Raw genomic sequence first — 12,470 nt, 5'->3', positions numbered from 1 at the left:
GCAGAACCCCAGGGAGTCACTCATGCCCGAGGCCCAGCGCCAGCACAGCAGCACCGCACCGACCGACGAGGAACTGCGCACCCTGGACGCCCACTGGCGGGCCGCCAACTACCTGGCGGCCGGTCAGATCTACCTGCTGGCGAACCCCCTGCTCACCGAGCCGCTGCGACCCGAGCACATCAAGCCGCGGCTGCTGGGGCACTGGGGCACCTCGCCCGGCCTCAACCTCGTGCACACCCACCTCAACCGGGTGATCAAGGCCCGCGACCTGGACGCCCTGTGCATCTGGGGCCCGGGCCACGGCGGACCGTCGGTACTGGCCAACTCCTGGCTGGAGGGCAGCTACGGCGAGAAGTACCCGGACGTGACACGGGACGCGCAGGGCATGGAGCTGCTGCTGCGGCAGTTCTCGTTCCCCGGCGGCGTGCCCAGCCACATCGCCCCGGAGGTGCCCGGCTCCATCCACGAGGGCGGCGAACTCGGCTACTCCCTCGCCCACGCCTACGGCGCCGCCCTCGACCATCCCGGCCTGCTGGTAGCCTGCGTGATCGGCGACGGCGAGGCCGAGACCGGCCCGCTGGCCGGCTCCTGGCACGCCAACAAGTTCCTCGACCCCGTCCACGACGGTGCCGTCCTGCCGATCCTCCACCTCAACGGCTACAAGATCGCCAACCCGACCGTGCTGTCCCGGCTGCCCGAGGCGGAGCTGGACGCGCTCCTGCGCGGCTACGGCCACGAGCCGATCCACGTCGGCGGCGACGACCCGGCCACCGTCCACCGCGCGATGGCCCAGGCGATGGACACCGCCCTCGACCGCATCGCCGAGGCGCAGCACGCCGCCCGCGAGGAGGGCGTGACCGAGCGTCCGCACTGGCCGGTGATCGTGCTGCGCACCCCGAAGGGCTGGACCGGCCCCGCCGAGGTGGACGGCGAGCCGGTCGAAGGGACTTGGCGCTCCCACCAGGTGCCGCTGGCCGAGGTCCGCGACAACCCCGAACACCTGCGGCAGTTGGAAGCCTGGCTGCGCTCCTATCGGCCCGAGGAACTGTTCGACGCCGAGGGCCGCCCGGTCGCCGACGTCCTCGCGTGCGTGCCCGAGGGCACCAAGCGGCTCGGCGCCACCCCCTACGCCAACGGCGGACTGCTCGTCCGCGACCTGCCCGTCCCGTCCCTGGACGACTTCGCCGTCCCGGTCGACAAGCCGGGCACCACGACGCACGAGCCCACCCGGGTCCTCGGCGACCTCCTCGCCCGGGTCATGCGGGACACCGCGACCCGCCGCGACTTCCGCCTGGTCGGCCCGGACGAGACGGCCTCCAACCGGCTCCAGGCCGTCTACGACGCCAGCGGCAAGGCCTGGCAGGCCGGCACGTTGCCCGAGGACGAGCACCTGGACCGGCACGGCCGGGTGATGGAGGTCCTCTCCGAACACCTCTGCCAGGGCTGGCTGGAGGGCTATCTGCTCACCGGCCGGCACGGGCTGTTCTCCTGCTACGAGGCGTTCGTGCACATCGTCGACTCGATGGTCAACCAGCACATCAAGTGGCTGCGCACCTCCCGCCGGCTGCCGTGGCGCGCCCCCATCGCCTCCCTCAACTACCTGCTGACCTCCCACGTGTGGCGGCAGGACCACAACGGCTTCTCCCACCAGGACCCCGGCTTCGTCGACCACGTCCTCAACAAGAGCCCCGAGGTCGTCCGCGTCTACCTCCCGCCGGACGCCAACACCCTGCTGTCCGTCGCGGACCACGCCCTGCGCAGCCGCGACTACGTCAACGTGATCGTCGCCGGGAAGCAGCCCTGCTTCGACTGGCTGTCGATGGACGAGGCCCGCGTGCACTGCGCCCGCGGCGCCGGCATCTGGGACTGGGCCGGCACCGAGGACGGTCTGCGCGAGCCCGACGTGGTGCTGGCCTGCGCCGGTGACGTCCCCACGCAGGAGGTCCTGGCCGCCGCGCACCTGCTGCGCCGGCACCTGCCCGAGCTGGCCGTCCGGGTGGTGAACGTCGTCGACCTCGCCCGGCTGCTGCCCGAGAAGGAACATCCGCACGGAATGAACGACTTCGAGTACGACGGCCTCTTCACCACCGACAAGCCGGTGATCTTCGCCTACCACGGCTACCCGTGGCTCATCCACCGCCTCGCCTACCGCCGCGCCGGCCACCAGAACCTGCATGTGCGCGGCTACAAGGAGTCCGGCACCACGACCACACCCTTCGACATGGTCGTCCGCAACGACCTCGACCGCTACCGCCTCGTCATGGACGTCATCGACCGCGTCCCGGGACTGGCGGTGCGCGCCACGGCCGTACGCCAGCGGATGGCCGACGCCCGCACCCGCCACCACGCCTGGATCCGTGAGCGCGGCACCGACCTGCCCGAGGTCGCCGAGTGGACGTGGAACGCCTGAGCTCCGGGAGGCGTCCTGTAACCCGGTAGGCTTCCCGTGCACTCAGGGAGGCAGAGGGAAAGGAACCGGCGTTGCACGTCCAGGAATGGCTCGAAACGGTACCCGCGGTCGCCGTGTACGCGCTGGTGGGGCTGGTCATCGGCCTGGAGAGCCTGGGCATTCCGCTGCCCGGGGAGATCATCCTGGTCTCCTCCGCGCTGCTCGCCTCCCAGAACGGCGAGATAGACCCCGTCGTCCTCGGCGCCAGCGCCACGGCCGGAGCCATCATCGGCGACTCGATCGGCTACGCCATCGGCCGCAAGGGCGGCCGTCCCCTGCTGGCCTGGCTGGGCAACAAGTTCCCCAAGCACTTCAGCGAGGGGCACATCGCCACCGCGGAGCGCTCCTTCGAGAAGTGGGGCATGTGGGCCGTCTTCTTCGGCCGCTTCGTCGCCCTCCTCCGCATCTTTGCGGGCCCCCTGGCCGGTGTGCTCCGCATGCCCTACTGGAAGTTCCTCATCGCCAACGTCCTCGGCGGCATCGTCTGGGCCGGCGGCACGACAGCGGTCATCTACTACGTCGGCATCGTCGCCGAGTCCTGGCTGAAGCGCTTCTCCTGGCTGGGCCTGGTGGCGGCGGTCCTGGTCGGTGTCACGTCCATGCTGGTGATCAAGCGCAGGGCGAAGAAGGCGGCACCAGTGGTCACCGCGGGGGAGTAGTTCGCTCGGGGGCGCGGGGCCGTGCCGATATGCGGCTCCGCCACATGGGCGCGACCGGCCCCACGCTCCCGCACCGCGCCCTACGCATGCACGTCGCGATGCGCCTTCGCCAACTCGGCGTACATCGTGCCGTTGAGGGAAATCCCCTGCCGCTCCTCCTCCGTCAACGGCCGCTTCACCTTGGCCGGCACCCCGGCGACCAGCGACCCGGCCGGCACCACCATCCCCTGCGGCACCAGCGCCTGCGCGGCCACCAGCGACCCCGCCCCGATCACCGCCCCGTTCAGCACGGTCGCCCCCATACCGACCAGACAGTCGTCCTCGACGGTGGCCCCGTGCACCACCGCGTTGTGCCCGATGGACACCCGCTCACCCACCGTCACGGGAAACCCGGGGTCGGCATGCAACGTGCAGTTGTCCTGGACGTTGCTGCTGGCCCCGACGGAGATCGACTCGACGTCGCCGCGCAGCACGGCCCCGTACCAGACACTCGCCCCCACACCCAGCGTCACGCCCCCGATCACCGAAGCCGTCGGCGCCACGAACGCCTCCGGATCGACCTGCGGCTCTCTGCCGCCGATCCCCGTGATCATCGCCCGCTGTCCCATGTCCGCCTCCAGAAACGTCGTAGACAACGCGCAAACCGTACGACACCCGGTGGGGCGAAGATCACAGGCCTTCGACCCCGCGAGGTGAGCTACCGCTGAGTACGGTGACCTCGTGCCGAAGCGCAAGAACACGTTCTCATCCTGGCGGCGCGGCCTCGCGCAGCGCGCCGTCCATGCGGGCTGGGCCTGGGCGCAGCGCACGGGCTCCGTCTCCGTCGAGCACCCTGGGCGCTACCGGTTCGGGGCGATGGGAACAGGTACCAGACTCGCCTTCCCGCTCGGCACGGTCTTCGGCGAACCCTGGATCCATCTCGGCGCCCACTGCATCATCGGCGAGCAGGTCACCCTCACCGCGGGCCTGATGCCCGACTTGGACCTCGGCCCGGACCCGATCCTGCGCGTCGGGGACGGTGTCGTCCTGGGCCGTGGCAGCCACGTGATCGCCGACACCACGGTCACCATCGGCAGCGACTGCTACTTCGGTCCGTACGTCTACGTGACGTCGACGAACCACTCCTACGACGATCCGCACGAGCCGATCGGCAAGCAGTGGCCGCGGATGGAGCCGGTGGAGATCGGACCCGGCTGCTGGATAGGCACGGGCGCGGTCATCCTGCCCGGGGCCCGGATCGGGCGGAACGTGGTGGTGGCCGCCGGGGCGGTCGTCCGGGGCACGGTGCCCGACCACGCCGTGGTGGCGGGCGCGCCGGCCCGCGTCGTACGCCGCTGGACACCCGCCGACGGCTGGCAGCCACCGCTGCGCACCCCACCGCCGGTGCCGATACCGGAGGGCGTCACCCCCGAGCAGTTGCGCGCCCTGTCGGACCTGGACGAGGAGACCGCGGCGCGACTGGCGGAGCTGGACGAGGAGGCCTCGCCCGGCATGGCCGGGCTGGAGCCGGGGGCCTGACGCCCGTGCCGCGCTGAACCGGAGCCGGCGAAGCCCGGCCCGGTCGCCCGGTCAGCCCGATGCCAGCAGAACCGTCCCGACCAGGGCCAGACCCGCCCCCGCTGCCTGCACCGCCCGCAACCGCTCGCGCAGGACGCCCCGCGCGGCCACCGCCGTCACCACCGGGTAGAGCGAGGCGAGCACGGCGGCGACGGTGACCGGGCCGTGCTGCGCGGCGATCGAGTACGTGCCGTTCGCGGCGACGTCCGCGAGGCCGACGAACGCGAGTGCCGGGAGGGAGCGCCACGGGAAACCGTCCGCCGGCAGGGTGGGCGCGCCGCGCCGCGCCGACACGTACAGCGCCAGTCCACCGGCGGCGACGTTCGTGACCCGCTGCACGAACAGGGCGAGGAACAGGCCGGTCAGCGTGGAGGACGCCTCGGCGATCAGGGCCATCACCGCGCCGAAGCCGAAGGCCGCGAGGAGGGTCAGGGCGATGGCCTGGCGCTGTACGGGGGCGCCACGGAACTGGGGGCCGCCCGCGAGGCAGACGCCCGCGACGGCGACCAGGATGCCGACGAGCTGCAGCACCCCGGGCCGCTCGCCCAGCACCAGACCCACGCCCACCGGCACGGCCACGCCGACCGAGCCCAGGGGCGAGACGACGCCCATCGGGCCCAGCGCGAGCGCCTTGTAGAAGGCGAGCATCGCCACCGGCCCGACCAGACCGGCGGCCACCGCGAACCACAGCTGCGGCCCCCACTCGCTCCAGCCGCCGGTCGCCACCACGACGGCACCGAGCACGGCCACCGCGATCGATTGCGACACCACGACCACGGTGAGCGCGGGAGTGCGCCGGGTCAGCAGTCCGCCGCCGAAGTCGGCCAGTCCCCACAGCACGCTGGTGGCCAGGGCGAAGAGCGCTGTCATCGTTCGGATGCCTCGCAGTACAGTTCGGTGAACGATCAGGTCAACCACACCATAGTGCAGTCTGTTGCACTGTGTCATACAGAATATTGGACGGAACGTGTCGGACCTCGACCTGCTGACCCAGTCCCTGGCGCGCAGCGTCAAGCACTGGCGCGCGGTGCGCGGCTTCACCCTGGACGTGCTCGCCGCCCGGGCAGGTGTCAGCCGGGGCATGCTCATCCAGATCGAGCAGGCCCGCACCAACCCCAGCCTCGGCACCGTGGTCAAGATCGGCGACGCGCTCGGCGTCAGCATCACCACGCTCCTCGACTACGAGCAGGGCCCGAAGGTCCGCATCGTCCCCGCCGAACAGGCCGTACGGCTGTGGCACACGGAGTCCGGCAGCTACAACCGGCTGCTCGCGGGCACCGAGGCGCCCGGCCCGCTGGAGATGTGGGACTGGCGTCTCATGCCCGGCGAGAGCAGCCCGTCGGACCCGCACCCCGCCGGCACCGTCGAACTGCTCCACGTCACGGCCGGGGAGCTGACGCTGACCGTCGACGGCGTGGAACACCGCGTGCCCGCGGGCGCCAGCGTCTCCTTCGAGGCCAACATCCCGCACACGTACGGCAACACCGGGGACGTGCCGATGGAGATGATGATGGCCGTCTCGGTGCCGCCCGTGGCCTGAGCCGTCCGGCCCGGGGCTGGTCCGGGGTTGTTAACGTGCGGCCATGCGCGCACCCATCGGACACTTCGACGGCGCCCGTCCGGCCCCCGCCTGCCTCGACGAGCTCACGAGCCCGGTCGCCGACGCCGTACGCACCTGGCGGGGCAGCGTCCCCGCCGAGCAGATCCTCTACGTCGACACCGAACCGGAGTGGGCCGACACCGCCACGTTCGTGGAGCACTACGGCCGTGACCTGCTGGAGCGGTCCGCGAACTGCGTGGTCGTCGCGGGCAAGCGCGGAGGCGAGGCCACCCTGGCGGCGTGCGTCGTGCTGTCCACCGCCCGGGTCGACGTGAACAACGCCGTACGCCGCCAACTCGGCGCCCGCAAGGCCTCGTTCGCCGCGATGGACACGGCGACGGGGGAGACCGGCATGGAGTACGGCGGCATCACCCCGCTCGGACTGCCCGGCGACTGGCCCGTGCTGGTCGACGCGGCCGTCGTCGACCTGCCGTACGTCCTGGTCGGCAGCGGTCGTCGGCGCGGCAAGCTGCTGGTTCCCGGCAAGGCGTTCGCGGAGCTGCCGGGCGCGGTGGTGCTGGAAGGGCTCGGGCTCGCCTGACCCGCGGCGCTCCCGGTCTACGCCACCGCGTGGTGGGCCAGCGGCTGATGCGGGTCGGCCTCGCCCGGGGCCGGTTCCGGGTCGGCGTGGACCAGCGCCGCGGTCAGCCGCGGCACGGCGTGCAGCAGGGCGTGCTCGGCGTCGACGGCGATGCGGTGGGCCTCACGTACCGTCACGTCGCCGTCCACCACGACCGCCACCTCGGCACGCAACCGGTGACCGATCCAGCGCAGCCGCAGCTCGCTCACGCCGCGTACGCCCGTGACCTCGGCCAGCACCCGCTCCGCCCGGTCCACCAGGGCCGGGTCGACCGCGTCCATCACCCGCCGGAACACCTCCCGCGCCGCGTCCCGCAGCACCAGCGCGATCGCGGCCGTGATCGCCAGCCCGACGATCGGGTCCGCCAGTTGCCAGCCCAGGGCCGAGCCCCCGGCGCCCAGCAGCACGGCCAGTGAGGTGAATCCGTCGGTCCGGGCGTGCAGTCCGTCGGCGACCAGTGCGGCCGAACCGATCGTCCGGCCGACGCGGATGCGGTAGCGGGCCACCCACTCGTTGCCCGCGAACCCGACGAGGGCGGCCACGGCGACCGCCGGAACGTGCTCGACGGGCCGCGGGGCGAGGAGGCGGTCGACCGCCGTCCAGCCCGCGAAGACCGCGGACGCGGCGATCGTCAGCACGATCACCAGCCCCGCCAGGTCCTCGGCCCGCCCGTAGCCGTAGGTGAAGCGGCGTGTGGCCGCGCGCCGGCCCAGTGCGAAGGCGATCGCGAGCGGTACGGCCGTCAGCGCGTCCGCGGCGTTGTGCACGGTGTCTCCGAGCAGTGCCACCGAGCCGGAGGCGACCACCACGACCGCCTGCGCGAGCGCCGTCACGCCGAGCACCGCGAGTGAGACCCAGAGCGCCCGCATGCCGCGGGTCGAGGACTCCAGCGCGGAATCCACCTTGTCGGCCGTCTCGTGGGAGTGCGGGGTGAGGAGGTGGGAGAGCCGGTGGCGCAGGCCCGTGGGGGAGTGGCCGTGTTCGTGACCCTGGTGCCCGTGGTCGCCGTGCTCGTGCCCGTGGCCGGCGTGCTCGTGGGCATGGACCCCGTGCCCGTGCCCGTGGTCGTCGTGCCCGTGCCCGTGCGCGTGGTCGTGCCGGTCGCTCACGTGGGTCTCCTTCCGGTGCGCGAGTGGACGTGCACACGCCCATGGCGCCATTATGTGCGTATGAGCGCACGCATGCACCTGTCACCTGCGGACGATGCGCATCCGCGCACCCCGGGCGAGGAACAGTTCGCGCTCGCCGCCGAACTGCTCGCCCTGCTCGGCGACCGCACCCGGCTCACCCTGCTGCACGCCCTGACCAGGGCGGAGGCCGATGTCACGACGCTCACCAAGGCGTGCGGTGCGGCGCGCCCGGCCGTCAGCCAGCACCTGGCGCGCCTGCGCCTCGCCGGGCTGGTGAACACACGGAAGGAGGGCCGCCGGGTGATCTACTCACTCCGCGACGGCCATCTGCGCCGGCTCGTGGACGAGGCCTTGAACGTGGCCGACCACCGGCTCACCGACCGGCCCGTCCACGACTGAGCCGGTACGGCACGACTGAGTCAGTACCGCGCGGCCGTCCCGAGGTACTTCTCGGCGAAGGCGGCGGCCGCCACGGGCGAGGAGAACAGGCGGCGCAGCCGGGCGATCGAGGTGCCCGCGCGGAACGGGTCGCCCGACGCCGGCCCGTGGAAGACCTCGGCCAGCCACTGGGAGAACTCCTGGTAGTCCCACACCCGCCGCAGGCACGCCTCCGCGTAGCCGCCGAGGCCGCTGTCGTCACCGTCGTTCAGGTGGGCCACCAGCGCGTCGCCGAGCAGGAAGGCGTCGTGCAGGGCCAGGTTCATGCCCTTGGCGGCGATGGGCGCGACCAGATGGGCCGCGTCACCGGCGAGGTGGAGCCGGCCGTGCACCATCGGCTCGACCACGTAGTCGTGCATGTCCAGCACGCGCTTCTCGATGAGCCGGCCCTCCGTCAGCGGCGGCACACCGCTCGCCCCGAGCCGCTCCTGGAGTTCGGCCCAGACGCGCTCGTGCGGCCAGTTCTCCGGGTCGTCGCCCGGCGGGCACTGGAGGTAGTAGCGGGTCACCTCCGGGCTGCGCGGCATCTGCCCGGCGAACCCGTTCGCGTGGCAGCCGAACAGCACGCAGTCGGCGGACGGCGGCGCCTCGGCGAGCAGGGCCAGCCAGCCGGTCCCGTAGTCGTGCCGTGCGACACGGATCCGCTCCGGCGGCAGCGAGGCCCGGGTCACCCCACGTGCCCCGTCGCAGCCGGCCACGAAGTCGCAGTGCACGACCTGCTGTTCACCCGTCTCCGGGCAGGTGTACGACACGGAGGGACGCTCGCTGTCGATGTCGTGCACGCGCACGTCCCGGACCCCGAAGCGGACCTGCCCGCCCCGCACGTCGGCGTACTCATGCAGCAGGTCGGTCACCAGCAACGGCTGCGGATAGACGAAGTGGTGACTACCCGTCAGCTCACCGTAGGGGAACCGGAAGCGCTCGCCCTCGAAGCGGAACTCGCACGCGGTGTGCAGCTCCGCGCGGTCCAGCAGGTTCCGGGCGAGGCCCCGCTTCTCCAGGCCCCGCACGGCCCACTCCTCGATGACGCCGGCCCGGGGCCGCCGCTCGACGAACTCCCGGCTCTCGGTCTCCACCACCAGGCAGTCCACGGACGCGGCCCGCAGGATGTTGCCGACGGTCAGCCCGGCGGGCCCGGCGCCCACGACGACGACGGGGAAACGTTGCGGAGCGCGGGAGTTCGGAGGTGGGGAGGCGTGGGTCATGGGCTCATTATGGAGGGACGCCCCGCGCGCGACCCGGGCCGGTGGTCCGCCACCTCGGGGACGGCCAGAGCTACCCGAGTCGTGGAATCTCGATCGCCGGGCAGCGGTCCATCACCATCTCCAGGCCCGCCGCGCGGGTCCGGTCGTACGCCGCCGCGTCGACGACACCGAGCTGGAACCACACGGCCCGCGCCCCCTTGGCGACCGCCTCGTCCGCGACCGCACCGGCCAGCTCGCTGTTCACGAACACGTCCACGACGTCCACGTCGAAGGGAATGTCCGCGAGACTCGCGTACCCCCGCTCGCCGTGCACCGTCTCCGCCTTGGGGTGCACGGGCACGACGCGCTTGCCGAACCGCTGGAGCACGGCGGCGACGCCGTACGCCGCGCGCGCCTGGTTCGAGGACAGACCCACCACGGCCCAGGTGTCGCCGAGCTCCGTCAGGATCCTGCGGACCGTTGCCTCGTCGCCGTACACCGGCGGCCTCCTCCGACGTCGCGAATGACCTGCTCTCCGGAGAACGGCGCAGGGCGCGCGGTGATTCCCCGGCGGCCCCCGTGATAGCTTGCCGAGGCCAGTCGAACCCATGTACGTGGGTCAGGGAATCCGGTGCGAATCCGGAACTGACGCGCAGCGGTGAGGGGGACGGGCGGGGCCTCGGCCACTGGACGGCGCGCGAGTCGTCCGGGAAGGCGTCCCGCACCGGGTGAACCCGAGTCCGAAGACCTGCTGGCGGCCCCCGCGGCCGCACGCGGCGGGGGAGCACCGTACGACCGGGCTCCGCGATCGGGCCCTCGACGACTGAGGACTGGTGTCCGTGCCCCTCGCCCGACCCGCCCGCGCCGCCGCCCTGCTCGCGGCCGGTTCCCTCCTCCTGGCCGGCTGCGGCGACGCGCAGCCCGCCACCGGGAAGGCTGCCGTCACCCTCGACAACTGCGGCCACGAGGTGCGTGTCCCGGCCGCGCCCGAGCATGCCGTCTCCCTCAACCAGGGCACCACCGAGATCATGCTCTCCCTCGGCCTCGCCGACCGCATGGCGGGCACGGCCACCTGGACCGACCCGGTGATGAAGGGCCTGGCGAAGGCGAACGCGAAGGTGCCGCGCATCGCCGACGACAACCCGTCGTTCGAACGGGTGCTGGACGCCGACCCCGACTTCGTCGCCGCGTCCTTCGTCTCCACCCTCGGCAAGGGCGGCGTCGCCACCCGTGAGCAGTTCGAGAAGTTCGGCGTGCCCACCTACGTCTCCCCGTCCGACTGCGGAGGCAAGGACAACTCGGCCGGCGGCGACGGCACGCGCGACAGGGCGCTGGACATCGACACGATCTACGGCGAGGTACGGGACCTCGCGACCGTGTTCGGGGTGAGGGAACGCGGCGACGACCTCGTGGCCTCCCTCCAGCGGCGGATGACCGAGGCCACAAAGGGCATCGACGCCTCCGACGTCACCCTCCTGTACTGGTTCGCCAACTCCGAGTCGCCCTACATGGCGGGCTGTTGCGGAGCGCCCGGCATCATCACCCGTGCCCTCGGCGCGAAGAACGTCTTCGACGACACGCACGAGGAGTGGCCGCAGATCAACTGGGAGACGGTCGCCGACCGCGATCCGGACGTCCTCGTCATCGGCGACCTCACGCGCAAGTCGCAGACCGCGGAGTCGGCCGCGAAGAAGATCGCCTTCCTGGAGTCCAACCCCGTCACCAGGAACATGGACGCGGTCCGGCACAAGCGGTACGTGCTGCTCAGCGGCCAGGCGATGAACCCGACCATCCGCACGGTCGAGGGCGTGGAGCAGGTCGCCGCCGGACTGCGCGAGTTCGGGCTCGCGAAGTGACCGTTCGCGCACTGGCGCTCGGCGCCGGCGGGGTCTTCCTGCTGGTCGTCTCCCTGGCCCTGGCGATCACCGTCGGCCCGGCCGACATCCGGGTCGCCGACGTGTGGTCCGTCGCCGCGTCCCATCTGGGGCTCGGCAGCACCGACCTGACGCCGATCCGGGACGGCATCGTCTGGCAGCTGCGCCTGCCGCGCACCCTGCTCGCGGCCGTGTGCGGGGCGGGGCTGGCCGTGTGCGGGGCGGTGATGCAGTCGCTGCTGCGCAACCCGCTGGCCGATCCGTTCGTCCTCGGCGTGTCCTCGGGCGCCTCCACCGGCGCGGTCCTGGTCGTCGTCCTGGGCGTGGGCGGAGGTGCCGTCTCGCTGTCCGCGGGCGCGTTCCTCGGCGCCCTGGTCTCCTTCGCGCTGGTACTGCTCCTCAGTCACACCCTGGGCGGCACCACCGACCGGGTCGTCCTGGCGGGTGTCGCCGCCATGCAGCTCTTCTCCGCGCTCACCTCCTTCGTCGTGCTGACCTCCGCCGACGCCGAGACGACCCGCGGCGTGCTGTTCTGGCTGCTCGGCTCGCTCAGCGGCGCGGGCTGGACCGACGTGTGGCTGTGCCTGGCCGTCCTGGCCGTGGCGCTGGTGGTGTGCCTGTCGTACGCCCGAACCCTCGACGCCTTCGCCTTCGGGCAGGATGCGGCCGCCGCCCTCGGGGTGTCGGTGGCCCGCACCCGGCTGGTGCTGCTGTGCGTCACGGCTCTGCTCACGGCCGCGCTGGTCAGCTCTGCCGGGGCGATCGGCTTCGTCGGACTGGTCCTGCCGCACGCCGCCCGGGCCCTGGCCGGCCCCGGCCACGCGCGGCTGCTGCCGGTCACCGCCCTCGCCGGTGCGGTGTTCCTGGTGTGGGTCGACACCCTGGCCCGTACGGCCCTGGATCCGCAGGAGGTACCGGTGGGAGTCGTGACGTCACTGATCGGGGTGCCGGCGTTCGTGGCGGTGCTGTACCGGACACGGAGGGTGCGGTGAGCCGGGT

The 12,470-nt window shown here is 72.4% G+C and carries 13 protein-coding genes and 1 riboswitch; of the genes, 8 read left to right on the top strand and 5 right to left on the bottom strand.

The window, feature by feature from the left end; translation table 11 throughout:
- Window positions 1-22 precede the first annotated feature (22 nt).
- Window positions 23-2,410, top strand: a complete 2,388-nt coding sequence (locus tag SSQG_RS05825) for a phosphoketolase family protein (RefSeq protein WP_003988792.1) — start codon at window positions 23-25, stop codon at window positions 2,408-2,410.
- Between the two features lie 71 nt (window positions 2,411-2,481).
- The gene (locus tag SSQG_RS05820) at window positions 2,482-3,108 is read left to right on the top strand and encodes a DedA family protein (protein ID WP_003988791.1); all 627 of its coding nucleotides are present in this window, start codon (window positions 2,482-2,484) and stop codon (window positions 3,106-3,108) included.
- Window positions 3,109-3,188: 80 nt separating this feature from the next.
- On the opposite strand, the gene SSQG_RS05815 is transcribed toward SSQG_RS05820, so the two are convergent.
- Window positions 3,189-3,716, bottom strand: a complete 528-nt coding sequence (locus SSQG_RS05815; protein ID WP_003988790.1) for a gamma carbonic anhydrase family protein — start codon at window positions 3,714-3,716, stop codon at window positions 3,189-3,191.
- A gap of 112 nt (window positions 3,717-3,828) precedes the next feature.
- Here SSQG_RS05815 and SSQG_RS05810 point away from each other — a divergent pair, with 112 nt between their 5' ends.
- On the top strand, window positions 3,829-4,626 hold the full coding sequence (locus SSQG_RS05810; protein ID WP_003988789.1) for an acyltransferase: 798 nt from the start codon (window positions 3,829-3,831) through the stop codon (window positions 4,624-4,626).
- A gap of 51 nt (window positions 4,627-4,677) precedes the next feature.
- Here SSQG_RS05810 and SSQG_RS05805 read toward each other — a convergent pair whose 3' ends face one another.
- Complete coding sequence (locus SSQG_RS05805; protein ID WP_003988788.1) at window positions 4,678-5,535, bottom strand: DMT family transporter; 858 nt, start codon at window positions 5,533-5,535, stop codon at window positions 4,678-4,680.
- Window positions 5,536-5,632: 97 nt separating this feature from the next.
- Between SSQG_RS05805 and SSQG_RS05800 the strand changes: the two genes are divergently transcribed.
- Entirely contained in the window at window positions 5,633-6,205 is a 573-nt protein-coding gene (locus tag SSQG_RS05800) for an XRE family transcriptional regulator (RefSeq protein ID WP_039932014.1), read from the top strand.
- A gap of 43 nt (window positions 6,206-6,248) precedes the next feature.
- Complete coding sequence (locus SSQG_RS05795) at window positions 6,249-6,806, top strand: YbaK/EbsC family protein (RefSeq protein ID WP_003988786.1); 558 nt, start codon at window positions 6,249-6,251, stop codon at window positions 6,804-6,806.
- 17 nt (window positions 6,807-6,823) lie between these two features.
- Here the strand turns inward: SSQG_RS05795 and SSQG_RS05790 are convergent, their stop codons facing one another.
- A complete protein-coding gene (locus tag SSQG_RS05790; RefSeq protein ID WP_039932012.1) occupies window positions 6,824-7,954 on the bottom strand; it encodes a cation diffusion facilitator family transporter in 1,131 nt (376 codons plus the stop codon).
- A 60-nt stretch (window positions 7,955-8,014) separates the two neighbouring features.
- Between SSQG_RS05790 and SSQG_RS05785 the strand changes: the two genes are divergently transcribed.
- Window positions 8,015-8,374 (top strand): ArsR/SmtB family transcription factor, encoded by a 360-nt coding sequence (locus tag SSQG_RS05785; RefSeq protein ID WP_003988784.1) that lies wholly within the window; start codon window positions 8,015-8,017, stop codon window positions 8,372-8,374.
- Between the two features lie 20 nt (window positions 8,375-8,394).
- Here SSQG_RS05785 and SSQG_RS05780 read toward each other — a convergent pair whose 3' ends face one another.
- Complete coding sequence (locus tag SSQG_RS05780; RefSeq protein ID WP_003988783.1) at window positions 8,395-9,618, bottom strand: 4-hydroxybenzoate 3-monooxygenase; 1,224 nt, start codon at window positions 9,616-9,618, stop codon at window positions 8,395-8,397.
- Between the two features lie 70 nt (window positions 9,619-9,688).
- Window positions 9,689-10,096: a CoA-binding protein gene (locus tag SSQG_RS05775; protein WP_003988782.1), complete on the bottom strand. Its 408-nt coding sequence runs from the start codon at window positions 10,094-10,096 to the stop codon at window positions 9,689-9,691.
- 96 nt (window positions 10,097-10,192) lie between these two features.
- A riboswitch (cobalamin riboswitch) is annotated at window positions 10,193-10,353 on the top strand.
- An 83-nt stretch (window positions 10,354-10,436) separates the two neighbouring features.
- Between SSQG_RS05775 and SSQG_RS05770 the strand changes: the two genes are divergently transcribed.
- On the top strand, window positions 10,437-11,453 hold the full coding sequence (locus SSQG_RS05770) for an ABC transporter substrate-binding protein (protein ID WP_039934808.1): 1,017 nt from the start codon (window positions 10,437-10,439) through the stop codon (window positions 11,451-11,453).
- Complete coding sequence (locus SSQG_RS05765) at window positions 11,450-12,463, top strand: FecCD family ABC transporter permease (protein WP_003988780.1); 1,014 nt, start codon at window positions 11,450-11,452, stop codon at window positions 12,461-12,463. Before SSQG_RS05770 ends, SSQG_RS05765 begins: the two co-directional genes overlap by 4 nt.
- Window positions 12,464-12,470 lie beyond the last annotated feature (7 nt).

Origin of the sequence: Streptomyces viridochromogenes DSM 40736 (assembly GCF_000158955.1) — a bacterium.
Lineage (GTDB): Bacteria > Actinomycetota > Actinomycetes > Streptomycetales > Streptomycetaceae > Streptomyces > Streptomyces venetus.
Note: the sequence above shows the minus strand (reverse complement) of the source record. Positions and strands in the feature narration are given on the sequence as shown.

What these genes read in the sequence shown, in the direction of transcription:
- SSQG_RS05780 (WP_003988783.1), bottom strand. Translation starts at nt 9,618, where the DNA reads ATGACCCACGCCTCCCCACCTCCGAACTCCCGCGCTCCGCAACGTTTC.
- SSQG_RS05815 (WP_003988790.1), bottom strand. Translation starts at nt 3,716, where the DNA reads ATGGGACAGCGGGCGATGATCACGGGGATCGGCGGCAGAGAGCCGCAG.
- SSQG_RS05795 (WP_003988786.1), top strand. Translation starts at nt 6,249, where the DNA reads ATGCGCGCACCCATCGGACACTTCGACGGCGCCCGTCCGGCCCCCGCC.
- SSQG_RS05825 (WP_003988792.1), top strand. Translation starts at nt 23, where the DNA reads ATGCCCGAGGCCCAGCGCCAGCACAGCAGCACCGCACCGACCGACGAG.
- SSQG_RS05805 (WP_003988788.1), bottom strand. Translation starts at nt 5,535, where the DNA reads ATGACAGCGCTCTTCGCCCTGGCCACCAGCGTGCTGTGGGGACTGGCC.
- SSQG_RS05785 (WP_003988784.1), top strand. Translation starts at nt 8,015, where the DNA reads ATGAGCGCACGCATGCACCTGTCACCTGCGGACGATGCGCATCCGCGC.